This window comes from Leyella stercorea (assembly GCF_021531355.1).
Taxonomy (GTDB): Bacteria; Bacteroidota; Bacteroidia; order Bacteroidales; family Bacteroidaceae; genus Prevotella.
This window is the reverse complement of the sequence record NZ_JADYTS010000036.1, coordinates 1-24,625: the sequence shown is the minus strand read 5'-3', so window position 1 is coordinate 24,625 and position 24,625 is coordinate 1. Positions and strand designations below refer to the sequence as shown.

17 protein-coding genes are annotated in these 24,625 nt (G+C 49.4%); 3 read left to right on the top strand and 14 right to left on the bottom strand.

The genetic code is table 11. The features are described 5' to 3' along the window. The first annotated feature begins 22 nt into the window (after nucleotides 1-22). The 3 genes from fabF (at nucleotide 23) to I6E38_RS08980 (ending at nucleotide 5,127) form a co-directional block, all read left to right on the top strand. A complete protein-coding gene (gene fabF, locus I6E38_RS08990) occupies nucleotides 23-1,285 on the top strand; it encodes a beta-ketoacyl-ACP synthase II (RefSeq protein WP_235393659.1) in 1,263 nt (420 codons plus the stop codon). Next, nucleotides 1,275-2,366, top strand: coding sequence for a ribonuclease III (gene rnc, locus I6E38_RS08985; protein WP_235393658.1), 1,092 nt, complete (start codon nucleotides 1,275-1,277; stop codon nucleotides 2,364-2,366). The genes fabF and rnc overlap by 11 nt, the downstream gene beginning before the upstream one ends. A 283-nt stretch (nucleotides 2,367-2,649) precedes the next feature. After that, nucleotides 2,650-5,127: a TonB-dependent receptor gene (locus I6E38_RS08980; RefSeq protein WP_235393657.1), complete on the top strand. Its 2,478-nt coding sequence runs from the start codon at nucleotides 2,650-2,652 to the stop codon at nucleotides 5,125-5,127. A 38-nt stretch (nucleotides 5,128-5,165) separates the two neighbouring features. Here I6E38_RS08980 and I6E38_RS08975 read toward each other — a convergent pair whose 3' ends face one another. The 14 genes from I6E38_RS08975 to I6E38_RS08905 form a co-directional block, all read right to left on the bottom strand. Then, nucleotides 5,166-5,726, bottom strand: a complete 561-nt coding sequence (locus I6E38_RS08975; RefSeq protein ID WP_235393656.1) for a hypothetical protein — start codon at nucleotides 5,724-5,726, stop codon at nucleotides 5,166-5,168. Between the two features lie 71 nt (nucleotides 5,727-5,797). Continuing rightward, nucleotides 5,798-7,135 carry an argininosuccinate lyase gene (gene argH, locus I6E38_RS08970; protein ID WP_235393655.1) on the bottom strand — a complete coding sequence of 446 codons (1,338 nt, stop codon included), beginning with the start codon at nucleotides 7,133-7,135 and terminating at the stop codon, nucleotides 5,798-5,800. Between the two features lie 166 nt (nucleotides 7,136-7,301). Continuing rightward, a complete protein-coding gene (locus tag I6E38_RS08965) occupies nucleotides 7,302-7,754 on the bottom strand; it encodes an SRPBCC family protein (RefSeq protein ID WP_235393654.1) in 453 nt (150 codons plus the stop codon). Between the two features lie 3 nt (nucleotides 7,755-7,757). Continuing rightward, nucleotides 7,758-8,390 carry an orotate phosphoribosyltransferase gene (pyrE, locus tag I6E38_RS08960; protein WP_235393653.1) on the bottom strand — a complete coding sequence of 211 codons (633 nt, stop codon included), beginning with the start codon at nucleotides 8,388-8,390 and terminating at the stop codon, nucleotides 7,758-7,760. Between the two features lie 99 nt (nucleotides 8,391-8,489). Next, complete coding sequence (locus tag I6E38_RS08955) at nucleotides 8,490-9,128, bottom strand: HAD family hydrolase (RefSeq protein WP_235393652.1); 639 nt, start codon at nucleotides 9,126-9,128, stop codon at nucleotides 8,490-8,492. Nucleotides 9,129-9,232: 104 nt separating this feature from the next. After that, a complete protein-coding gene (locus tag I6E38_RS08950; protein ID WP_235393651.1) occupies nucleotides 9,233-10,912 on the bottom strand; it encodes a SusD/RagB family nutrient-binding outer membrane lipoprotein in 1,680 nt (559 codons plus the stop codon). Between the two features lie 52 nt (nucleotides 10,913-10,964). After that, the gene (locus I6E38_RS08945) at nucleotides 10,965-14,000 is read right to left on the bottom strand and encodes a SusC/RagA family TonB-linked outer membrane protein (RefSeq protein ID WP_235393650.1); all 3,036 of its coding nucleotides are present in this window, start codon (nucleotides 13,998-14,000) and stop codon (nucleotides 10,965-10,967) included. Nucleotides 14,001-14,172: 172 nt separating this feature from the next. Then, nucleotides 14,173-15,192 carry a C1 family peptidase gene (locus I6E38_RS08940; RefSeq protein WP_235393649.1) on the bottom strand — a complete coding sequence of 340 codons (1,020 nt, stop codon included), beginning with the start codon at nucleotides 15,190-15,192 and terminating at the stop codon, nucleotides 14,173-14,175. 6 nt (nucleotides 15,193-15,198) lie between these two features. Next, a complete protein-coding gene (locus I6E38_RS08935) occupies nucleotides 15,199-16,011 on the bottom strand; it encodes a DUF3108 domain-containing protein (RefSeq protein ID WP_235393648.1) in 813 nt (270 codons plus the stop codon). Nucleotides 16,012-16,035: 24 nt separating this feature from the next. Further along, nucleotides 16,036-17,940, bottom strand: a complete 1,905-nt coding sequence (locus tag I6E38_RS08930; protein ID WP_235393663.1) for an Ig-like domain-containing protein — start codon at nucleotides 17,938-17,940, stop codon at nucleotides 16,036-16,038. A 180-nt stretch (nucleotides 17,941-18,120) separates the two neighbouring features. Beyond that, nucleotides 18,121-19,638 carry a GH3 auxin-responsive promoter family protein gene (locus I6E38_RS08925; protein ID WP_235393647.1) on the bottom strand — a complete coding sequence of 506 codons (1,518 nt, stop codon included), beginning with the start codon at nucleotides 19,636-19,638 and terminating at the stop codon, nucleotides 18,121-18,123. 256 nt (nucleotides 19,639-19,894) lie between these two features. Then, complete coding sequence (locus I6E38_RS08920; protein ID WP_235393646.1) at nucleotides 19,895-20,878, bottom strand: TerC/Alx family metal homeostasis membrane protein; 984 nt, start codon at nucleotides 20,876-20,878, stop codon at nucleotides 19,895-19,897. Nucleotides 20,879-21,691: 813 nt separating this feature from the next. Further along, nucleotides 21,692-23,179, bottom strand: a complete 1,488-nt coding sequence (locus I6E38_RS08910; RefSeq protein WP_235393645.1) for an ATP-binding protein — start codon at nucleotides 23,177-23,179, stop codon at nucleotides 21,692-21,694. 513 nt (nucleotides 23,180-23,692) lie between these two features. Continuing rightward, nucleotides 23,693-24,547: a hypothetical protein gene (locus I6E38_RS08905; protein ID WP_235393644.1), complete on the bottom strand. Its 855-nt coding sequence runs from the start codon at nucleotides 24,545-24,547 to the stop codon at nucleotides 23,693-23,695. Between the last annotated feature and the right edge of the window lie 78 nt (nucleotides 24,548-24,625).

Here is a 24,625-nt window from a genome sequence, read left to right as displayed (position 1 = left end):
CCATAACCCGAAACTATTTTAAATGGAATTAAAAAGAGTAGTAGTTACAGGTCTTGGAGCCGTTACCCCATTGGGCAACACTGCTGAAGAGACTTGGAACAACCTTGTCGCCGGCGTAAGCGGCGCAGCCCCCATCACATTGTTCGACGCTTCAGAGTTCAAGACTCAGTTTGCATGCGAGGTGAAGAATCTTAAGATAAACGACTTCATCGACCGCAAGGAAGCTCGCAAGATGGACCGCTATACACAGCTCGCTATCATCGCAGCAATGCAGGCAGTCCAGGACTCGGGCATGGATCTTGACACAGAAGACAAGAACCGCATCGGCGTAATCTACGGCGTGGGCATCGGTGGCATCAAGACTTTCGAGGAAGAAGTAGGCTACTATGCACAGCACAAGGAGAACGGTCCTAAGTTCAATCCCTTCTTCATCCCGAAGATGATTGCCGACATCGCAGCAGGCCAGATATCTATCATGTATGGATTCCATGGTCCTAACTTTACAACAACATCTGCATGCGCATCATCTACCAACGCTCTTGCTGACGCTTTCAACCTCATCCGTCTGGGTAAGGCCAACGTCATCGTAAGCGGCGGTGCAGAGGCAGCTATCACACCTAGTGGTGTAGGCGGATTCAACGCCATGCACGCTCTCTCTACACGCAACGACGATCCTGAGCACGCATCACGTCCGTTCAGCGCAAGCCGCGACGGATTCATCATGGGCGAAGGCGCAGGCTGCCTCATCCTTGAGGAACTTGAGCACGCCAAGGCACGCGGAGCCAAAATCTACGCAGAAATGGTTGGCGAAGGCATGTCTGCCGACGCTCACCACATCACAGCTTCTCACCCTGAGGGTCTCGGCGCTCGCCTCGTAATGGAGAACGCTCTTGAGGACGCAGGCATGAAGCCAGAGGACATCGACTATATCAACGTACACGGCACATCTACACACGTGGGCGACATCTCTGAGGCTAAGGCCATCAAGCAGGTGTTCGGCGAGGCCGCTTACAAGCTCAACATCAGCTCTACCAAGTCTATGACTGGCCACTTGCTCGGCGCTGCCGGTGCTGTGGAGGCTCTTGCTTCGGTGCTTGCAGTGAAGAACGACATCGTTCCGCCTACCATCAACCACGCTGATGACGACCAGGATCCGGAGATCGACTACAACCTCAACTACACCTTCAACAAGGCACAGAAGCGTGAGGTACGTGCTGCACTGAGCAACACATTCGGTTTCGGAGGCCACAATGCATGTGTAATATTCAAGAAATATGCTGAGTAATCTCATCGACAGAATGAAGCTCCCTTTCCGTAAGGACAAGGAGCTTTATTTGTCTTTACGCCAAATCATCGGATTCTACCCGCACGACATCAGCTTCTACAAGCTGGCGCTCATGCACAAGAGCATGTTCAAGCGCAACGCCAAGGGCAAACCGGTGAACAACGAACGACTCGAATTTCTTGGCGATGCCATTCTCGACGCTACCGTGGGCGATATCGTCTACCGCCACTTCCCTGGCAAGCGCGAGGGTTTCCTCACCAATACCCGCTCCAAACTCGTGCAGCGCGAGACACTCAACCGTCTGGCACAGGAGATGGGCATCAACCAGCTCATACTGTCCAACGGACGCTCTTCGTCGCACAACTCATACATGGGTGGCAACGCCTTCGAGGCTCTCGTAGGAGCCATATACCTCGACCGTGGCTACGACGCATGCATGAAGTTTATGCGCAAGCGAATACTGACACAAATGATAAACATCGACAAGGTTGCTTATAAGGAAGTGAACTTCAAGAGCAAGCTCATCGAATGGAGTCAGAAAAACCGTGTGCGCATTGACTTCCGCGTTCTGTCGCAGGAGAAGGACAAGACAGGTTCGCCCGTATTCAAGTATCAGGTGATGCTTGAGACTGTAGAGGGATGCATCGGCACGGGATTCAGCAAGAAGGAAAGCCAGCAGATGGCTTCGAAGCTGACACTCGAACGCCTGCGCAAGGAGCCGCAATATATCGACGAGGTGTTCGCTGCCAAGACCGAGCGCACCAAGATGGAGGAAGAACCCGTACAGAACGTTCCGTCTATAGAGCCGGAGGCTGACGAGTTCATCATCAAGAATCCGGAGGTAGAAGCTCATGCAGAAGCTGCCGTAGAGACTATCAAAGGCGGCAAGAAGGCAAAAAAAGGACGCCGCTCGCCAATGTACAGCAATGCGCCTGAAGTAGACGAGACGCCAAAAGAAACGCCTCAGAGCCAATCGTGCAATCTTGACGACAAGGAGTTTGACCTGAGCCACATCTCAGCACGCGAACAGAGCCGCGAGGACATCATTGCTGCGGCAGAAGCAGCTGCGTTTGCCGAATAGAAAGCCCCACCCCCTGCCCCTCCCCCGTAGGGAGGGGAGTAGTATGCTTTGTAAACTTACAAGTCTTGATAATAAACAATGCGCCCTGTAAGCGCAAAAGCATAGACAATCAATGCTTTTGCACTTACAGGGCGTTTTGTTGCTTAATACTTTATCTTGAAATAATCGAGCAAAGCCTTGTAATGGTCTTCCATATATTATCGGCAAGAAAACGCTTGATTTATGTCAAAATCATATATGCCGGTTAAACATTCATTACACTTAATCCGTCTTATACTCATATATGAAACGTTTTATATTATTCTTCTTGCTCTGTCTGTGTGCTTATACCGGACGAGCGCAAGGCATCGTGAAAGGCAAGATATTGGACCGACAGAAGTCTGAACCTCTCGGTTTTGTCAATATCAAAGTGACTGAACAAGGTAGCGACAAGTTCGCCGGCGGTGGCATTACCGATGCTGGCGGCAACTTCAACGTGACCGGACTCAAGGACGGCAAGTACACGCTTTCGCTTACTTTTATGGGCTACAAGGACGTGACACGTCAGTTTGAGATTACTCCTGCCAAACGTGAGGTGCAATTCAAGCTGCTGTATATGGCTGAGGATGCCAAGCAGCTGAACGAGGTGACCGTAACCGGACAGCGCGCCACAATGAAACTGGAGGTCGACCGAAAGTCGTTTGACGTCGGCCAGCTCATCAGCAACGCCGGACAGTCGGCATCTGACGTGCTCGACAACGTGCCCTCTATCGAGGTTGACAACGACGGCAATGTATCGCTGCGTGGCAATTCGAGCGTAGAGGTATGGATTAATGGCAAGGCATCGGGACTGACTTCCGACAACCGTGCACAGATTCTGCAGCAGTTGCCGGCTGAAAGCATTGAGCGTGTAGAGGTTATCGACAATCCTTCGGCAAAATTCTCGGCTGAAGGTTCAGCTGGTATCATAAACATTGTATTAAAGAAAGACCGCAAGGCTGGCTATTACGGCTCGGTGCAGGCTGGTGGCGACACTCGCGGCGGTGCCAACACAAGCTTCAACATCAACTACAACAGCCGACTGATTGACACTTATCTGAACATCGGCTACCGCCATCGTGCCAACACCGGACACATGGAGAGCCAGCAGACCAGCAATACATACAATCAGACATACGACAGCGACAGCAAGCAGCGTGGCAACAACTTATTCACACGTGCCGGTGTGACGCTGCACGCTACGACAAAGGACGACTTCAGCCTTAACGGTATGCTCATGCACGGTGGCGGAAACAGCCACAGCTACACTCCGTATATGTACACTGCCGTGGCAAGCGGACTCAACGACTATCAGCTCGACCGACTCAACCGCTCACGCACTGGCATGGACATGCGCTACGGCGAGTTCAACTATCGCCACTCGTTCACCGACAAGCACTTCATCGACTTCACTGCCAACCTGAGCAGCTGGAAGATGAACGGCGACAACTGGTATCAGGACTCTACCGTAATAGCCAATGTAGACGACGTGACGTACAGCTATCAGTATCGTCCGCAGCACATCAACAACCACCGCAAGGAGCTGAAACTCGAATACGAGAACCAGGTGACCAAGAACTTCAAGGTAGAAGCTGGCTATAACGGCAGTTTTTCGCGCGAGAACACGCCGCAGGAGTCATACATTGACAATTCCTCATTCGACGGAACAAATGCCTCTGAGGACAAACTGTTCTTCAACCGCTTCATCTACAAGCAGGACCTGCATGCCTTCTACACCACACTGAGCTATAAGTTCGGTGCGCTGAGCCTGATGGGCGGATTGCGCGGCGAATACTGGCGCGTCAACACCGAGAGCTACACATGGGAGCAGGAGCACGATGCGTCGCTGCGCGAGCAACCCTTCAAGAAGGACTACTTCCAGCTGTTCCCGTCGGTATTCATGTCGTGGCAGATGACCGAGACACAGCAGTTGCAGCTCAACTACACCCGACGTCTGCGCCGTCCGTGGGGCGGACAGCTCAACTCATTCCGCGACACACGCGACGCTACTACGGTTTCGTTCGGTAACCCGTATCTGACTCCTGAGTTCAGCAATTCGTTCTCGCTCAACTATCTGAAGCAGTGGAACGACCACTCGCTGCTCGTCAGCGCCTACTATCGTCCTACTACGGACGTGATACAGCGCATAAGCTATAAGAATCAGGAAGACGGACTGTTCTACCAGACATCTATGAACGTGGCTAAGAGTCTGTCAACGGGATTGGAAATGACCGTAAAGAACAAGTTGTGGCGCATTCTCGACCTCACCACGTCGGCAAACGCCTACTACTATCGTCTCAACGGATTCTCGTACGACATCGACGGACAGACCGTAACGGGCAATTCCGACCATAACTTCACATGGAACGCCCGCATGACGGCTTCGCTCATGCTGCCATACGACATCTCGATACAGACCACCGGACGCTACACAGCACGTCAGGTCATCACGCAGGGTTATCGCAAGGCCAACTACAGCATTGACTTCGGAGCTCGCAAGAACTTCTTCAACAAGCTCTTTACACTATCAGTCAACTGCCGCGACCTACTCGACTCACGTCGCTTCGAGACATTCACCAGCGGACCTAACTTCACACGCCACCAGATTAACCGACGCGGCGGACGACGTGTGAGCATGACGCTGACATGGAACTTCGGTAATATGAAACAGAAGAAACGCCCCAACAAGAGCCATGGCAGCGAAAACGACATGCCAATGGACTATAACGGCGTAGAGGAATAAAAAAAGGAACGTCGGACGGAAGTCCGACATTCCTTTTTTTAGTTATTTACGGAGAGGATGCCGAGCGGATTGGTGCATGTGGCTCGATACTTAATAAGTTTCTTGCCTTCCGCATTGATACACAATCCATTGTTGTTAAGATTATATTGACGCTTGCATCGGCTGCACGACACTATACCGTTCGACGTAAATACAAGCTTGTTGTTGAGCATGTTTGTCTGGGCATAGCAGTTGGGACACTGCGAGTCGAAGGCATATAGTATGGCAGGCGACGAGAGATTGCCGTAGCCCACAATTATACCAGTCTTGTTATATAAGCCGATGGCACGCGTACGACGCATGTCATCGGCATTTGCTTTCTGCTTGGTTGAGAGCCCTTCATTGCTCTCGAAATAGAAGTATGTGACAGTTCCCTCCTGCCCCTCACTGACACGACAGAACACGCCCGGCGACAATGGGTTGAGCGCACTCTGTAGCGTAGCATTCTGGTGCTGACCGTTGTCGAACACGAAGTATGCATGAAGCGACGAGTAATCGAAGTCTGTATTCGAGCATGACGAAACAAGGAACATGACGAATAAAAGAAAAAAGCATATCATAACTCTCAACTTTAAATTCTCAATTCTCAACTCAAATAACTCTCAACTCTCAATTTTCAACTCTCAATTACCTATGCAAGCAGCGCTTTTTCAGCCTCATCCACGCGCTCGAAATGGAACTCGGCGAGCGTCTGGTCCATGAGAGCCGCGATGCGGTCGTTGCACAGATTGCCCATTGAGCCTTCGTGAGTGTGGTGTATGTTGTGGTCGGCATGGAAGGTGCCGTTCTCTATCTCCAGTCCCACCTGCTTGTAGGCATCGCGGAACGGTGTTCCGGCGGCAGCAAGACGGTTTACCTCCTCAACAGAGAACATCGGGTCGTACATCGGGTTGTCGAGTATGTGCTCATTCACCTCAATACGCTCAATGATGTAGGCAGCCATGTCGAGGCAGTCCTTCAGTTCGGCAAAGGCGGGGAGGAATACTTCCTTTATGATCTGCAGGTCGCGGAAGTAGCCCGTAGGCAGATTGTTCATGATGAGCTGTATCTGCGTGGGCAGACTCTGCAGTTTGTTAGACTTGGCACGTATCAGCTCAAACACATCGGGGTTCTTCTTGTGCGGCATGATAGACGAGCCGGTGGTGCATTCTTTGGGAAGCTTTACAAAGGCGAAGTTCTGGCTGTTGAACAGACAGGCGTCGAAAGCCAGCTTTGATACAGTACCTGCTACCGAAGCCAAGGCAAAAGCCACATTGCGCTCCATCTTGCCACGTCCCATCTGAGCATACACCACGTTATAGTCCATTGAGTCGAAGCCCAACAGACGTGTGGTCATCTCACGGTTCAACGGGAACGACGAACCATAGCCGGCAGCCGAACCGAGCGGGTTGCGATTGGTGAGACGATAGGCAGCCTGAAGAAAGAGCATGTCGTCGGCAAGCGACTCGGCATGAGCGCCAAACCACAATCCGAACGAGCTTGGCATGGCTATCTGCAAATGTGTATAGCCCGGCATGAGCACATTCTTATACTGCTCGCTCTTCTTCTGCAATTCGCGGAACAAGGCGTCAACTCTCTCTACCACCTCACGCAATTCGTGACGTGTGAAGAGCTTGAGGTCGACCAGCACCTGGTCGTTGCGCGAGCGACCCGAGTGAATCTTCTTGCCCATGTCGCCCAAGCGGCGTGTAAGCATCAGTTCCACCTGCGAGTGAACGTCCTCTACACCCTCTTCAATTACGAATTCGCCTCGCTCGCACTCAGCGTATATGTTTTTCAGTTCAGCCAGAAGCTGTACAAGCTCGTCCTTCTGCATGAGTCCAATCGATTCAAGCATGGTGATATGAGCCATTGAGCCAAGCACGTCATACTTGGCGAGGTATATGTCAAGTTCGCGGTCACGTCCTACGGTGAAGCGCTCAATCTCCTCATTAACAGAGAAATTCTTTTCCCAAAGTTTGCTTGCCATAATAATTATAAAGGTTTAAAAGAAAGCCCTACCCCCGGCCCCTCCCCCGCAGGGAGGGGAGTAATATGTTCGATTAGCTTAAGCAGGCAACGGCGAGGACGCCATAGCCTCCTATGCATACCACTCCCCTCCCTACGGGGGAGGGGCCGGGGGTAGGGCCTATATATTAGTTATACTGAATCATCTGAAGCACGTCGGCAATCTTCTCGATGCCTTCCTGCAGGGGCTTCTTCACCATCTGCTTGATGAACATATTAAGTTCGGCCTTGATGGTGAGTTTCATCTTGCACGAAGTAGAGGTGACGGGCAGAAGCTGAATCCAGAAATTGAACGGAATAGGGCTCTGCTCGGTCTCAAACTTGATGCACTTGGGTTCTTCGCGGTTTACCACACGCAGCTTGATGCTGCCCACTGGCGGCACATTCACCGACAACGAGTCCTGGTCGAACTCCAGGTCCTTGATTTTCTCAGCCTGCTTGCGAGCCTCCTCGGGCATATTGTCCTTCATCAGCTCGTAGCGTTCCTTAAGCTTCTGCAGGTTGTTGAGGTCGCTAAGCTTGTCGTAAACGTTCTGCTGTGGGAATGGTATCTGTCGTATGGAACTTTCGAATGTTGTCATAATTTACTTCTTCCAGTTAGCGGGATCCTTGCGCCACTCAGCGAGCACCTCAAGGTCTTCCTTCTTAATATATCCTGTCTCTGCTGCGATAGCTGTGGTGTGCTCATAGTCAGAGAGTGTGATGAGGCGCACGTTGGCAGCCTTGAAAGCCTCTTCGGCTACGGGGAAACCGTATGTGTAGCTTGCCACCATACCTACTACCTCGAAGCCAGCCTTGCGGAGAGCGTCAACAGCCTTGAGCGAAGAACCGCCGGTAGAGATAAGGTCCTCTACTACTACTACCTTTGCACCCTCAGGGATAGTGCCCTCAATCTGGTTGCCCATGCCGTGATCCTTCGGCTTCGGACGAACGTAGCAGTAAGGCAGCAACAGCTCGTCGGCTACGAGCGCACCCTGTGCGATGGCACCTGTAGCAACACCTGCAACGGCATTAGCCTCAGGGAATTCCTCGTGGATGAGGTGTACCAACTCCTGCTTTACAAACGAGCGCAGCTCCGGATAAGCCAGAGTCTTGCGGTTGTCTGTATAGATTGGCGACTTCCAACCTGATGCCCATGTGAACGGGTCGTTGGGTTGCAGCTTTATAGCCTTTACTTCAAGAAGTTTTGATGCGAATAGCTTTTTAAGTGTACTCATAATTATATATGTTTTTTAGTTTTTATCTTACTTTGCAAAGTTAGTGCAAAAATCCGAGTAAGCGAGACAAAAGGACAATTATTTTCCCTACACTTTCTCTTATATCCTTGATATATCAGCGAAATCGTCGACAACGCTGTCTGCCCCTGCCTCAACAAGACTTTGGCGCGAGCCGTTGCCGTAGGTAACGCCGATAGTGGCGCAGCCGGCATTGCGACCCATGAGAATATCGAAATGGGTGTCGCCCACTACCACTGCGTCGTCAGCTGTCAATCCGAAGTGGCTTAGGGTCTTCAAAACGGGTTCGGGATGGGGCTTGGCATGGCTCACATCCTCATAACCGATGATGTATGTCACAATGTCGTCAAGAGCAAAAGAACTGATGAAGTCGGCAGCCGACTGATGGCTGCGGCTTGTAGCAATGGTGAGAATCATTCCGCGCGAATGTAGCAGACGCAACGTGTCGTCGACGTGCGGAAACATGGGCACGCCTATCTGTGCATTCACGTCGTGGAATATGCGTCGGTAGGTGGCTGTACACTCAGCCGCCATGCGCTCGTCCATCGGTTCGAGCACGGGGAAAGCCTCCATCAGAGGCAATCCGATAGTAGCCGCAATCTCGTCGTCGGTGTGCTGAGGCAGGTGCATGGCGTCGAGAGTACGGTGGAAGGTGTTGAGTATTACGGGGCGTGTATCGGCTATGGTGCCGTCGAAATCGAGTATTGCTATTTTCTTCATAATGCAGACGTTGTGGTTTTAACGTCACTGCAAAGGTAACAAAAAATGCCGAAAAAAGGGGCACACCCCGAAAGGTATGCCCCTTAAATTATCAGCTATAGGTTTTAGAAATTTCCCTTGTTGGCGTTGTCCCACCAAACGTGAGTACCGCCCTTGTCGCCAGTGATGCCATTCTTGCTGGTGTTCTCCTTGTCGAGGAGTTCCAGACCGCCCTTGATGCCTTCAGCATTGGTGTCGTAAGCATTGCTGCTGTAGATTACGCGGCGAACGCCTTCCTCTGTATTGACAGCACCGTTGCTCTTGTTGACCAGTGCCACGAAGAACTTCGGGTAGCCTGTACGACGCTGCTCAGCCCAACCTTCGTTAGAGAGCGGGAAGAGAGCGATGTACTTCTGTGTCTGTATGCGTGCGAGCTGGTCTTCCTTGCTTGCAGCATCGTCCCACTTCACACCGAGATGGTTGACAGCCTTGCAGTTGTTGGCAGTGTTGCCTGGGTCTACATAGTCAGCCTGACCGGTTGTGCCGTTGATGTAAGCGTCGATGTCGGCTTCGCTGATGTTCTCGATGCCAGCAAACGATCCCTTATATGCAAGCTCGTTCTTGATAGAGAGGCGGATGCCCTTCTCGTAGAGAGCCTTAACGCTCTCAGAGCCGATGCCCCAGCGCAACTTAGCCTCAGCCAGGAGGAAGTAAGACTCGGCAGCCTTGAAGATAGGCAGCGGAACGTTGTAAGCACCAACCCACTGCGACATCTTGTGGCCATACCATCCGTCAGAACCCTTCTGTGCCATGCCGCTTGCATAGCGTATGCCGCAGTATACAGAGTTCTTGGCTGTCACTTCGCCCTTCTCGTTCTTAATCTCGTCAGCATTCTTAGTCATGTAGAGAGGCAGACGCGGGTCGTTCATGCCCACCATCAGTGTCACGAGGTTGGCATTCATGCCGCAGTCGAGCCATTCGAACATACGCTTCAGCTCATTGCTCTGGTCCTTAACCACGATGTCCTTGCCCGAAACGGCGAGGGTATTGGCAGCGGCAGCAGTAGCAATCGCCTTGAGGTCGTAGCCGTCGGCTGCCATCTCGCTCTCGCGCTTTGACAAGCGGAGAGCGATGCGCAGCTTCATTGTGTTGGCTATCTGAACCCACACGGCAGGGTCGCCCCCGCCCCAAGTGTCGTATGTTGCAAGTGAAGTTTTCTCTACATTGTCCATCTTCTGCAATCCGTCAATCGCCTTGTCAAGGTCGTCGAGCATATACTCATAGAGCTTCTGCTGGCTGTCGAAACGATAGCTCGACTCGCTCTCGGCGTTGATGATTGACGAGTAGGCAAGCGGTCCGTAGGCGTCGGTTGCCTGCATAGTGCCTACAGCCTGCACGATGCGCATTGTGCCAGCCAGTCCTTCAAGATTCTGCTTGTCGAGGCTGGCGATGTTGCGGCGCGTATTGTTGAAGATGTGCAGATAGTAGTTCTCATACATACCACCACTGTGTCCGCGGTTTTCACCCATATCGCAGTTGGTGAAGTTGCCGTGAGGTGTCTGGAAGTAGCCGCCATAGAGGTCGATGGTGAGGTTGGTCCAGAACTGGAACATATTCTGATGAGGCGGATAGCAATAGTTCATTGGCTCGGCACACTGTGCTGAGAATGGCAATATATCAGGATCCACCTGCGTCTTGTTTGTATTCAGATCTTCGAAATCGCCTGTGCATGAGCTTAACATTCCGCCACCCATCACAGCCAGTGCCAGCATTGATGACACCGCGAATATATTTTTCTTTTTCATAATTCCTTAGGTTTTAAACGGTTGTAAAAATAGTCTTTTACTCGCTCAATGATTAGAAGTTCAGCTTCAGGTTCAGACCCAAGCTTCTTGAAGAAGGAAGGTTGAAGATGTCAACACCCTGCACACCGTTGCCTGTACCCATTGATACGTCCGGGTCGCAAGGAGCGTCCTTGTAGAAGAAGAAGAGGTTGCGTGCGATGAGCGCTGCAGTGAGGTTCTTGCCGTTGCCGAAGAGGTTGCGGAAGGTATAGCCGAGGCTCATTTCGCGCAGACGTACGTTAGTGCCCTTGTATACGTAGAACTCTGTAGCGTACGGACTGTTGAAGTTGGAAGCGCCAACTGTTGTGTACCATGCCTGCGGGTCGAACTCAACACCGTCTACCACTACCTTGCCTGCGTTGCGTGCATCGGCAGAGCGCTGTGAAACGCCCCAACCGTCGAGAGCAGCCTCAGTAGCTGAGAGCACTCTGCCACCGAACTTACCGTCGATGAGGAACGACAGCGTGAAGTCCTTATAGTGGAATGTATTGCTCCATCCGAAGTTGACCTTGGCGTTCATGTTGCCTGCATACTTCATCTCGTCGATGTTGTCGCCCATAAGTATAGGTTCGCCCTTGTCGTTCTTCATAGGCTTGCCAGCTTCGTCGCGCTTAATCTGACGAACGTAGAGGTCGCCGTACGAGCCGCCCTCGTTGAGCACAACCTTGGCACCTGACCATGAGGCAACAGTAAGACCGTTCTCCAATCCCTCTACGAGCTCCTTAATCTTGTTGTCGTTGTAAGAGATGTTGAAGTTGGTAGACCATGCAAAGTCGTCGTTGAACTGCTGATGCCAACCAGCTGAGAACTCGAATCCCTGGTTCTGTACGTTACCGGCATTGACGTAACGGTTGCGCAGACCGCTCTCGTAAGGAGCCGATACTGAGAAGAACTGGTTCTTGGTGTTGGTCTTATAGTATGTGAAAGAGAGGTCGAGGCGGTTGTTGAAGAATGTACCGTCGAAACCGAATTCGAGAGAGTGGGTCTTCTCAGGCTTCAATGTGCGGAACGGAGCCTTGTCGGGAGCCGTCACTGCGCCAGCAGAGCCGAGAGTGTAGCGAAGGTTAGACATGTAGATAGGCACGTCGTTACCTACGATAGAATAGCTGCCACGGAGCTTGAAGAGGTTCACCTGCTCGCCCATAGGCATGAGCTTGTTGAGCAGCACGCTGGCGCCTACTGACGGATAGAAGAATGAACAGCCGTCGGTGAATGCGAGAGCCGACGACCAGTCGTTACGTGCAGAGAGGTCGAGGAACACTGCCTCCTTGAAGCCTACCTGAGCTGTTGCGAATACAGCGTTGAGGCGCTTCTCGGTGTTCAATGCGTCGGTAGTAGACATATTGCCATAGTAGTTGTTCGGAGTGAAGATGTTAGGATAGTAGATGTTGCCGTCGCCCGGACCTTTATACTTGTTGCCTTCGCCCCAGAGGTCTACGTGAGAAGTCTTGGTCTTTGTGAAGCTTGAGCCTGCTGTAGCTGTGAGTGCCCAGTCGCCCCATGTGTGGTTGTAGTTGACGAGAACGTCGCCATAGAGCTGGTCGCTGAAGTAGCGGTTGTCCTTCATGCGTCCCATCGGATAGAGGTCGCCTACAGACGAAGCATAAGCGTTGTGTATGAAGTGGTCCTCGCCACGCTCGTAGCGCATACGTCCCTGAATGTTGAGGTCGGGAGTGATGTCCCACTTGATAGAGCCGCCAAACTCGTAGCGGTTGCGCTCAGAGATAGGTGTCTGACGGTTGAGCATCCAATATGGGTTGCCAAACTGCTGCTGCTTGGTATTGGTCCAGTTCTGGATGTTGCATCCACGCTCAGCGTCGTAAATCTCGAAGTTATCCTTATAGTAGTTCCAGTCGGTGCCACGCGGTACGAGGTAAGCGCCTGTGAGCGGGTTCCACAGATAGCCGGCAGCAGCCTGGTTCTTAGAGTACTGGTTGCTGTACTTGGCAGAGAAGTCGACATGTATGGTTTCGAGCACCTTGAAGTCAACCTTCGAGTTGAGGTTGTGGCTGCGGTATGTATTCTCGGGAGTCATGCCCTGAGAGTAGACGTTGCCGTAAGAGAAATATGACTTGAAGTTGTCGTTGCCACCTGCAAGCGAGATAGAGTTGTTGGTGGTGAATCCTGTGCGGAAGAATTCCTCAGCATAGTTCTTAGAAGCGGTAGAGAGCTTGTCGCCCCATGACAATGTGCCGTCAGCACCGCCGCCATAAGTGGTCTGGAACTCAGGCAATACCATCGGGGCCTCCATTGTGGTGTTGCTTGATACGTTGACGCTCACCTTGCCAGCCATAGCCGACTTGGTGGTAATCATGATGGCACCGTTGGCAGCCACTGCACCGTAAAGAGCAGAAGCGGCAGCACCCTTCAGAAGGGTGATAGAAGCGATGTCGTCAGGGTTGATGGTCGACATAACGTCGCCACCGTCGCGCTCGCCACCGTAGTCGCTTGCCACCTGTGAAGAAGTGGTATTGGTCATTGTCGGCACACCGTCGACAACGATAAGCGGCTGGTTGCTACCCGAGATTGACTTGTTGCCACGGAACAGAATCTTTGAAGAGCCGCCTGCACCGGTAGAGTTAGGCGTAATCTGCAGACCAGCGCTCTTGCCCTGAAGAGAGTTGATCATATTGATTGACTTGATGTCGTTGACATCCTTGCCGCCTACGGTCTGTGCCGAGTAGGTAAGGGTCTCCGACTGTCGCTTGATACCCATGGCAGTAACTACTACTTCGCCAAGGCTCTCAGCGTTAGGAACAAGAAGCACATTGATGATTTTGCGGTTACCTACCGTCTCCTCAGCATCCTTCATACCGACATATTTGAACACCAATATGTCGTTAGGAGAGGTTTGGATGGTGTAGTTGCCGTTCAGGTCAGTCATGGTTGCATTCTTCGTGCCTTTGACAGACACGCTTACTCCAACAAGGGGGTCGCCCATTTCTTTGTCTTTAACGAGACCAGAAACTGTATGCGTCTGTGCATACGCCCCTGTCATTAACATTCCTATCAGGAACATTACGACTGTAAGAAAAAGTTTTTTCTGCATAGTCTTAAGGGTTTGGTTAGTTATTTAGTTTTAAAGTTATGCAACTGATTTTTTCCTACTTTTGGCAAATATACAAATTTTATAAATTCGTTGTTTCTAAAAACAGTGAAATAAAAGTTAAAATGAATGATAGATTTTATGGTAAAGACTATTGTATCGGTTTACAAAACCGTTAATGTACATTCTTAACGACTACAGCCACCGTCTTCAGTCGTACGTAGTTCTCCGACAGATACATAAGTCCGCCGTAGGGATTGTCGGTGCCGTACGAATTCTTGGCTATGTAGTAGCGGCGTCCTTTGTCGTCATGGGCTATACCGATGAGACACAGGCAGTGGTCGTCGGTGGTGCGTCGAGTCTCGAAAGCCTTCTGTCGTTGCTGCTGCGTACATGGACGTTCGTCGGGCAATTCAGCCACGCCACGCTCAAAGGAGAAGCCGGGTTCGGTGACGTCGCCCTCCCAGCACACGGGATGTCCTGAGCGCAACGATCGTTCAATGCGTCGCATCATCACGTCGATGGGCACATTATAGAACAGCTCGTCGCTGTAGTTGTCAGACACTTCGATGGCGAATGTCTGGTCGAAGGGGTGGTGTGTGAAGCTGGTCAGTGGCGTATACTCACCATACATATATACACTGTGGGCAAACTGTTGCGGGGTGTATTCAGCCCCGAGCATATACACATTCTTGGGCAGATAGCCTATACGCTCGTCGAAGAGTCGCTGCACACGCTGCGACAGCTGGCTCAGGTCGGTCGACGTGTTCGACATGGTCTGCACACGCTGAGCCAAGGCGTTGTAGTTGAGCGATGGGGCGTTGTACGAGTCGTACGGCATGATGCCATACTCGCTTATCAGCCTCAGCAGCAGCGGTGCCGTTCCGCACAGCGTGATGCGGTCGTAGCCACGCGAGAGGAAGTGTTGGCGTGCCTGCTCGACAAGCAGATGTCGAGCCACATAGTCGACCGACAGATTGACCGAGTCGCCCATCTGTATATGCTCGCTCTCTATAGTGGCAAGCATGGCGTATGCCCAGCACAGCGGACTTCTGCCCTGATGCTTCACAGGCGTATATCCGAGCAGCGTCTCTGTGGTGAACTGCCGTTTCTTGCCGGCATCAGTGCGCTTGCCCACATTGAAGTCGGAGCATGATGCCAGCAAGAAGGCTGCTATTATTATAATGAATCTCATTTGTCACTATTTCACTTGCGATTTCATCACTCCCTTCACACCCTTGGCACCTACGAGGAATGCCTTTGCCGAGCCGAACTTGAGGAACATGTCGAGGCGTACCGGAACGTGGTTTTCGTCGTCGGTGACGAAGAATCGCACTATTTCCTTCTCCTTGTGGTCCTCACGCTCTATGTACGACAGTTGCAGACAGCGATACTTGTGTCCGTTGTCAGCCTTGATTGTGGTCTTGCCCTTATATTCAAGCACGGCGTTGATTATCTTCACTCCGTCGGTGATGGGGAAGCTGATGCGGTTGCCCTTCTTCCATCCCTCGGGGTTGAACGAACGTGCGCGGAGGAATATGCTTATCATGTCGAAGGTGCACGCCTCTGGTGTGTGTGTCTTCCACACATGGGTGCCGTCCTTCTTCTGGCGGTGCTGCTTCACGTGTACCTTGCCGTTGGGATAGCTATAGAAAGCCTCGTCGACGGTGTAGCGGTCGGCCTCGCGTGCTCCCTTGCGGAAGTAGAGCGGCTCAAGCTCGGTGGTGTTGTAGCACAGCAGCGTGTCGCGCATGCTGAAGAACTTGTCGGCACTTTCCGACGTGCGTGTGATGAGCGACGATCGATATGCCGACTTGCCATGATACCGGCTCTCTACGGTCGACATCGACGCGTTGCCCACCTTCACCCACACAAACTTCCAGTTGAAGTAGAGGTTGTAAGTGAGGAACTCGCCCGACTTGAAAGCCGTGTTCTTGAACTTGCACTGTGCCTGCACCGAGCATACGCCCATGACAATCAGGGCTATAGCGAGTATAAGTTTTCTAATTTTCATAAATAAAAGATTTGTTTAAAGTTCTTAGAATGGGTATGGTATACCTAACTGCTGCGCTCTCTTCAGATTGCGCTGCTGCAGTTTCTGTTTCTGTTCGCCCTTCTGCTTCACTATCTTCGACGGCTTCTGCTCGTTGAGCGGTCGGGCGGTAGGATTCCAGTTGAGCGTGACGTCCCACTTAGCCTTACACTCTATCTCCTCGGGATAGTAATACAGAAATTCGGGCTGTCGGTCGGCAGCATAGTTGCCGGTGTCCCAGATGCCGTTGTTGTTGTCGTCGACAAACATACGTGCATAGTAGGTGCCGGGGCTGACGTAGAAGAACTGTGCCGTGCCGTCTATGACGGTAGTCTTCTTGACAGCCGCGTCCTGCTGGTTGAGCAGTTCTACTACGACAGGCTTGTCGGTGAAATGAGGTATGGTGAATATCAGCGAGCTGTACTCGTCGAGCGACTTCACCTTCACGCCCTCCTTTATAGCCGGCGACACCATGCCGTATATGTCGACGAAAGCCATCGAGTCGGCCTCAATACTATACTCGGTATCGGGCTTCCATTCTGCCATCAGCTCATAGTTGAGCAGCGACGTCACTCCCTTGGCATTGATTGTGTCGCCCTTGATTTTCTGCACCACGGGGCGGAAGCGCATCGGCATGGTATACCACAGCGTGTCCTGGCGTGCATATAGATGTATCTTCGACGTGTCGACCACAGAGAGCGGACGGTCGAAGGCGAAGCCCACGTTGCGGTCGGGGTCGAGCGACGAGCCCGACGTGATGCGCGGTGTGAGCAGCTTTGGCTTCATTATCGAGTCGTAAGGCTCGCCACGCTTGCGCTTCTTGTCCTGCTGCTTCTGCCAGTTTTCTATCTCCTTGCGCAGGTCCTTCTGCCGGCGTTCGTAAGGCTGCTTTGAGAGTATGGAGAGGGTGTCGGTCTGACTCACAAGGTTGCCGAGCGAGTCGGTGACCATGTATTTCATCTGGATGTTGAGTGTGTCCTGATTCACCAGCATCGTGTCGCGCAGCCAGTAGGTTATGGTGTCTCGATGGAGCGAGGGCTGCACGAGGAAAGCGTTGTCGGCATTGAAGTTGAGTCCCTTTATCTCGGGCAACTGCTTGTCGCCGTAGCTGAAGAAAATGCTGAAGTGGTCGGCCTGCTGGCGCTCTGCCTTCAGAAAGTAGCGGTCGGTGAGCGTCTCGGTGAAGGCGCGCAGCACTATGTCGTCGGGCGTGAAGCGGGTGTAGCCCACACGCTGTATGTCCTTGATATGCAGCGAGTCGATCCATGTGGTGTCCTGACGTATGGCGTCGCAGAACGACGGCTTGATGCTGTCGTGGGTGAAGGCTATCTGCTCTGCCTTCTGCGAGAATCGGTAGTCGCCGTCCTGGTCTTGCAGGGCGTAGATGCGATAGTTGCCGGGCGCCACACCACGTATGATGAACTTTCCGCGCGAGTCGGCACGCGCCACACGCAGCATCGGCTTCTTGATGAAGCACGAGTCTTCCATCTCGCCATACAGTCCGACGAGTATGCCCTTTACTGGCTCAAGATTGTCAGCCTGCACCACGTGTCCCGACACTTCGAGCGTGTCGATATGGTCGCCGGTAGAGAAGCTGTAGGTGTAATTGCCCAGAGGGTTGCCCTCGTTGTTGTCGCTGATGGCATCGGAGAAGTCGATGGTGTAGGTGGTATTGGCTTTCAGCGAGTCCTTCAGCTCCACCTTTATCTGCTTTCCCGTAGACTTTATCTCGGGCTGCTCCAATTGTGGCGGCGACACCACTACCTTCTCGGTGGCGTTGTCGAGCTTTATGAACTCGTCGAAGTAGATGTGCACCTTCTTTTCCGTCACATTCACACCGCCATCGGCAGGCGATGCGCCTATCACGCGGGGCGGCGTCTCGTCATACCATCCACCGTCGGGGCGACCCATGCGGGCGCATGAGGCGAGAAGGAGCAGGAATACACATAAAAGCCCTGCAAGCCCCACATGCCCTGCAAGCCCTAAAAGCCCCTCCCCCTTGCCCCTCCCCCGTAGGGAGGGGAGTGATGTGATTATTCTTTTTATGTATCTGGGTATAAGCATCTTATGTTTTTAATTACGTTTATAAACTTACAGTCCTGAGGCGGGAGTATTCATAATCTCTTCAATATACTGTCGGTTGTTCGACAGGCGCGGTATCTTGTGCTGTCCGCCCAGCTTGCCCTTCGAGCGCAACCAGTCGTCAAACTGTCCGGGGCGTGCCACTACTATCTCCAGATGCTGCAGGGTGATGTCGTGGAATCGCTTAGCCTCGTAGTCGGAGTTGATGTCCTGCAGACTGCGGTCGAGGATGTCGGCAAACTCGTTGATGTCGGCAGGCTGCTTGGCAAACTCAATGAGCCACTGGTGGCGGCACTTGGCGTTCTGGTCCATAAACACCGGAGCGGCGGTGTATTCCTTCACCTCGGCACCCGTCTTCTGGCAGGCGTAAGCCAGTCCCTTCTCGGCGTTGTCCTGAATAAGCTCCTCGCCGAAGGCATTGATGAAGTACTTGGTGCGTCCGGTGATGACAAACTTGTAGGGGCGAACTGATGTGAACTTGACTGTATCGCCAATCATATAACGCCACAGTCCGCACGATGTAGAGATGAGCATAGCATAGTTCTTGCCTATCTCCACACCCTCAAGCGGAACGATGTTGGGTGAGTCGCTGTCAAACTCGTCCATAGGCAGAAACTCGTAGAACACGCCGTAGTCGAGCATCAGCAGCATCGACTTGTCGGTGGGGTCGTTCTGTATGCCGAAGAATCCCTCCGATGCGTTGTAGGTCTCCATATAGTGCATCTTGTCGCTGGTGATGATGTGCTCATACTGCGGACGATACGGTGTGAAGGCAATGCCACCATGGAAGAACACCTCCAGATTGGGCCAAACCTCATCAATATGCTCCTTGCCCGTAATCTCAAGCACACGCACCAGCACGCTGAGCATCCACGACGGAACGCCCGAAAGGTTAGTGACATTCTTGTTGAGACACTCGTGGGCTATGCGGTCGCGCTTCACCTCGAAGTCGCTGAGCAGCGCTGTCTGCTTCTTTGGCACACGTATAAGGTTGACGAGCGGATTGATGTTCTCGATGAGGATGGCGCTGAGGTCGCCCACAAGCGAATCAGACAGATTGTAGTTGGGCGAGTGCGATCCGCCGAGAATTAGTCCCTTGCCGTCAAACATGCGGCTCTTGGGATTGTTCTGCAGATAGAGTGCCACCACGTCGGTGCCTCCTTGATAGTGTATGCGATGCAGTCCCTCGCTCGACACTGGTATAAACTTACTCTTGTCGTTGGTAGTGCCCGACGACTTGGCATACCATTTAACGGTGCCTGGCCATAAGATGCTCGATTCGCCGTGGCGCATGCGGTCGATGTCGCCCTTCAGCTCTTCGTATGTGTTTACTGGCACGTTGCGCACGAAGTCGTCGTACGAGCGTGTATTGCCGAAAAGATGGTTTCGGCCGTATTCTGTACCTGCGGCTGTATGCAGCAGATGCTGCAACACGTCGTGCTGCAGTGCCTCCGGTTCGGTGAAATGACGTTCCAGCTTGTGCTGTCGGGGAATGAACGCATTGCGTATGATGCCTGTTAAGCTCATTTGTATATCGTTTGTTCTATATTTTTGTAAATTGCAAAATTACCTAAAACAAGCGAGAGGAGGGGGGTTTTTACTTATTTTAAGAGTAAAAAGGTGAAAAAGTAAAAAGGTAAAAGAGTAAAAGAGTAAAAAAGTAAAAAGATTGCTTGCTATGATTAGACCACATTTTTGAAAAGTCGTCCCGAAAATGTGATGGAAGTTATCGGACATATATATAAATTCCGATAACTTCCATTTGACCACACCACTATTTGCTTTATTCAGTAGTGGCTGGTTTGATGAATATCGAAGCACATATACTTACTGCCAGCACCAGGAGTATGAATACGAGCGAGCTGATGGCTCCAATCTCTATGTATTCGTGTACGAGCATCTTCACACCGATGAACACCAGCAACACGCTCACGCCTACCTTCAGATAGCGGAACTTGTCGGCTATAGCAGCCAGCAGGAAGAAGAGGGCACGCAAGCCGAGAATGGCGAAGATGTTGGAGAAGAACACTACGTAGGGGTCGAGCGTCACGGAGAACACAGCAGGAATGCTGTCGAATGCGAATATCAGGTCGCAGAACTCTATGAAGATTACGGTGAGCACAAGCGGAGTAAGGTGGAAGTGCTTGTTGAGGAATAGCACCACGGGATGGTTCATGGCGTTTATCTCTTCCTTCTTGTTGCGGTCCAAGAACATCTTTACGCCGCTGTACAGCAGGAACACACCGAACACGAGCAATATCCATTCGAAACGGCTGATGAGGGCAGCACCGGCAAAGATGAAGACGAAGCGCAGCACGATGGCTCCCAGAATGCCCCAGTTGAGCGCATGCTGATACTCCTTCTTGTCGATGCCGAACGATGCGAATATCATCATCATCACGAAGAGGTTGTCTACCGACAGCGTCTTCTCTATCAGATAGCCCGATATATACGATATGGTCATATAGTGGCGATACTGCTGCAGACTCGCCTCAAAGTCGTTGGGATTGAGCTTCAGATGCGAAGCATAGCGCGACGAAACCGCCTGTAGGTCGTTGAAGTTCTGTATGCCATGCACCATGTCGCCATGAAAATACAGGAATATGGCGAAGGTCAGAGCCAGGACTATCCATACTGCCGTCCATGTGCCGGCTTCCTTAATGGATACTACGTGCGCCTTGCGGTCGATTACAAGCATGTCCAATACTAATATGGCTGCTATAAACACCACAAAGCCAACCAAAAAGAATAATTCTGTTGTCAACATTTGTTCTATTTGTCTTTCAATTTGTAATATTTTGCGGTGCGAAATTAATCAAAATTACGTTCTTCTCAAAATCTTTTATTGATACTAACCATATTTTTGATTAAATTTGCATATCAAACAATACTGCCAGAACGAGTGAAAAGCCAAAAGATTTTGAGAATTCGATACATTTTGCATGAAAAGATTTTGAGAATTCGGTACGTTTTGCTTAAAAAGATTTTGAGGAAACCATATTTTTGAAGAAATGCATAAGGTTTAAGACTTGAGAGCACTAAATCTCATAGTTTGTTATAAGAAATCTAATTATTGAAATTATATTCATATGGGAACGGTAAAAGCAGACCATTTGTGGAAAAGACTGCATCATGGATATTTTTACAAAAAATATAACAAAGAGAAACAGAAACCAAATATTTTACAACCTTTTGAAACTTTTTCTTGCAACACCTTTTTATTTATGGTCTTTTTTATATATATTTGCAACATCTTTGAGTTGGCAATATAGTCAAAATATACTACAAGAAGATTATAATCAGATGTAAAATATATTTTACTATTGTATAACGGACTGCATTAAAGATGCCATATGCTCTTCAGATTCTAAGCATTTCTCTTATGGATAAGACACCACTCGTTGATCTCTTCGAAAGGACTGATTTCAATAATGCCAAAGAACTCGATTGTCCCCTCTTTCCGGAGTTATTTGATTAATATTAACTGGAGGGAGTCAAAAGTCAAAAAGATATAAATTGACTTTTAACAATAGCAGGTGGCTAACCCATTATTATGGATATAGCCACCTGTCTTTATCGTCTATATTCTTTTGAAGAAGCCTTCGTATTCCTCATCCAAAATTTTCCAAACGCCATTTTTGCGACCTCCTTCTCTTACAATTAGGTTTTGGTCGGAAAGCTGTTTGAGGTATCTTTGTACTTGTCGTAAAGAAATCCCCATGTTTTCCGACATTTGGGTAGCACTGATCTGTGGCATCTGCGAAATTAACCTATAGATTTGTCGCTGTGCTTTTGCAAATTCTTTTGTGACATTTGCTTTTCCTTTTACGACATCATCCGTCTCTTTTACGACATCTTTTACGACATCATTTGCCTCTTTTATGACATGAGGGTTGTCTTTTACGACATCAACCCCATAATTGAGGTTCCATAGAGTAACGTGAAATTCTGTCGCATTGGAACTGAACTCTGGTGCATGATAATTTTCCAAGTTTTCAAAACGCTTATATTCACCAATAATCTTCTTCATTCCACTGCCTCTACGCTCCATGAGTTTCAAGCGATGGAAAAAGTCTGCAAGTAAAGGGTTGCGACGTTTCGATGGTACAGTCAGTGGATTTAATTGTTGTATCAATCGCCCATCAAACATGCCACCAGGAGAATACACTTCCATGCGGTCGTCATACATGTCTATATGTATTTCACTGCCAAGCTCCATGTAATCACGATGAATAATGGCGTTACATATCACTTCAGTTACGGCACGCTCTGGATAATCTGGCAGCTCTTCCCGATACTCAGCTTCTTTCCACCATCTTCTGTGAGAGTTATTTCTTACAAAAGCAACTGCATCTTGCAATTGACTGATGACACTACCTTCCAGTTCTGCATCATCCAATGCCTCACCCAAACCACTCGTCATGTCAAGTTCATTCCAACGTGTGCAGAAGATACGAGAATGGCGTATAGGAGAATCGTCTGCCAACAATGCCCCAGCATTGGTCAGTTTTCCGTCATTGTCTACTATTCCCCATGAAACAAAATCACTATCATCAAACGATTGATTAAGTCGCTTGAAATGAACAGATTTGAGCTTGGAGAAAGACATATCCTCAAACTTGTATGGCGAAGGAATAGCATCGAACGAACGACATGTACCTCTCATAACAAGGCTTTTCAATTGAAGTCTGTCAGCTACCACCGACTCGTTACCGACTCTCACAAATGCCAATCGTTGCTTGTCACCTATATAATAATATGGTGTCTCTTGTCCTTTATAGACATGAAGCAACACAAGCTTCTTTCCATCCACTTCCTTAAATTCGAGGTTGACTGCAGGTATAGGGTCAAGTTTGGCCTTTATCTCCTCACTTATTCTCTCCGCATCACTTTCAGCATCAGCAAGTCCTACCACTTGGTCATCGTCACTGATACCAAACACCAATGTTCCGCCCTCGCCATTGGCAAAGGCAGAAACACTTTTTAGCCAACTCTTAGGTCGTTTGACTTCGAGTTGCTGTTTCTTATCGTAGGCAGTTGCTTCGCCTATTAGATAGAGTATATCCATTATAATTATCTCCGAATTATTATATGATACAGATTAGAGGCAATTCGTAATGTTAAGAACAATATATGGAAAATACCTCCAATAAATATGGTGTTACATACTTGCACTACAACTCCATTTATTTTTATAGGAAATAAATATGCTGCATAATATAGAATGCAAAGAATTGACTCAAAGACTATCAAATACGAAAATAAAACAACCAAGAATTCATACATAGTTATGGTATTGCCATGAATTTCTCTTTTAGTAGGAAAATTCCTCATTTTCCCTTCAATTCTAGTATTTGACAAAAGAAGGGTTAACGCTGCAAGAGTAAAACCTAATAATGTTCCAACAAATGGCATAACCTCGTTTATGAAGTCTATTTGTATGGTGTCGTAATGAGAAAGAATTGTATAGATGAAACTTGCAAATGCTATTATTGCAGGAGTCAATATATCATATATTGTCTCATTTTTCTTTAACGCCTCAAAATAGGCTAATATAACGTATAGAAACTCACACCACATACTAATATTCGTTTGACAGTGCTAACAGCTGAGAAAACACATTTGCAGAATTGTACTCTCCTGTATCTGAATCTTGCTGTACTTCAATAAACTCTTTTTTCACTATGAAATCTGTATCTATAACACTAGCATTCCCATTCATATTTTTGCCTCTTACACGTATTCTTCTAATTTGAGAATGAGCACCATTGAATTTATTGACAATATCATACAATGTGTCTTTTATACTCTTTTTGCGTTCTGCTTTTATTGTAAGCAATACGTTTTCCTTTACTTGCTCTGATGAATTTGAAAAATTTAGGACTTCAGAACCCAAAACAGATTTATCAACAAACACTTCTGCACATAAAACCCGATCCATACCTTGAAGAACTTCTTGAAAATCGTCACGTGCAATCATATCAAAAGAAAATTTTCCCTCAATTCTATTTTCTTCATCTTCATCAAATTGAGAATTATATAACAACAAAGCTTGGTTCAGATAATTTATAATATTCAAGCAAGTAAGCATACTATTGCCAGTTTCCAAGAACAAAATAGCATCTCCATCCTTAATTTTTATAAGGAGGTGCGTTTTCATTTGTTCCCCCTCACTCATTGTTTTAGGATTTTCTCTTGCTTCTGCTGTATTTTTATCAAGGAGAGGAGCACGATAGCTGTGCTTTGCACTTTTAAAAAGAAGTTGCATTGTATGATATTGACTTGTCGTATCATAGTCAAAGCTATCCAGAAAAGCAAATTTGTCATTATTGACATCTTGTTTTCTATTTACTTTATCTTTAGATATAATGTAGTTAAGTACTTTATTTAAAGCACTCTCTATAGGTTGTCCTAAATCTCCAACTTTTAGAAACAAATAATTAGGGATTGTCGTTTAATTCTTTCAGTCGTGGACGCATAGAGGTCATCTTGGTATTTGATGCTCCGTGCAATC

What these genes read in the sequence shown, in the direction of transcription:
- I6E38_RS08945 (WP_235393650.1), bottom strand. Translation starts at nt 14,000, where the DNA reads ATGCAGAAAAAACTTTTTCTTACAGTCGTAATGTTCCTGATAGGAATG.
- fabF (WP_235393659.1), top strand. Translation starts at nt 23, where the DNA reads ATGGAATTAAAAAGAGTAGTAGTTACAGGTCTTGGAGCCGTTACCCCA.
- I6E38_RS08975 (WP_235393656.1), bottom strand. Translation starts at nt 5,726, where the DNA reads ATGATATGCTTTTTTCTTTTATTCGTCATGTTCCTTGTTTCGTCATGC.
- I6E38_RS08980 (WP_235393657.1), top strand. Translation starts at nt 2,650, where the DNA reads ATGAAACGTTTTATATTATTCTTCTTGCTCTGTCTGTGTGCTTATACC.
- pyrE (WP_235393653.1), bottom strand. Translation starts at nt 8,390, where the DNA reads ATGAGTACACTTAAAAAGCTATTCGCATCAAAACTTCTTGAAGTAAAG.
- I6E38_RS08930 (WP_235393663.1), bottom strand. Translation starts at nt 17,940, where the DNA reads ATGGGTCGCCCCGACGGTGGATGGTATGACGAGACGCCGCCCCGCGTG.
- rnc (WP_235393658.1), top strand. Translation starts at nt 1,275, where the DNA reads ATGCTGAGTAATCTCATCGACAGAATGAAGCTCCCTTTCCGTAAGGAC.
- I6E38_RS08940 (WP_235393649.1), bottom strand. Translation starts at nt 15,192, where the DNA reads ATGAGATTCATTATAATAATAGCAGCCTTCTTGCTGGCATCATGCTCC.
- I6E38_RS08925 (WP_235393647.1), bottom strand. Translation starts at nt 19,638, where the DNA reads ATGAGCTTAACAGGCATCATACGCAATGCGTTCATTCCCCGACAGCAC.
- argH (WP_235393655.1), bottom strand. Translation starts at nt 7,135, where the DNA reads ATGGCAAGCAAACTTTGGGAAAAGAATTTCTCTGTTAATGAGGAGATT.
- I6E38_RS08910 (WP_235393645.1), bottom strand. Translation starts at nt 23,179, where the DNA reads ATGGATATACTCTATCTAATAGGCGAAGCAACTGCCTACGATAAGAAA.
- I6E38_RS08955 (WP_235393652.1), bottom strand. Translation starts at nt 9,128, where the DNA reads ATGAAGAAAATAGCAATACTCGATTTCGACGGCACCATAGCCGATACA.
- I6E38_RS08935 (WP_235393648.1), bottom strand. Translation starts at nt 16,011, where the DNA reads ATGAAAATTAGAAAACTTATACTCGCTATAGCCCTGATTGTCATGGGC.
- I6E38_RS08920 (WP_235393646.1), bottom strand. Translation starts at nt 20,878, where the DNA reads ATGTTGACAACAGAATTATTCTTTTTGGTTGGCTTTGTGGTGTTTATA.
- I6E38_RS08950 (WP_235393651.1), bottom strand. Translation starts at nt 10,912, where the DNA reads ATGAAAAAGAAAAATATATTCGCGGTGTCATCAATGCTGGCACTGGCT.
- I6E38_RS08965 (WP_235393654.1), bottom strand. Translation starts at nt 7,754, where the DNA reads ATGACAACATTCGAAAGTTCCATACGACAGATACCATTCCCACAGCAG.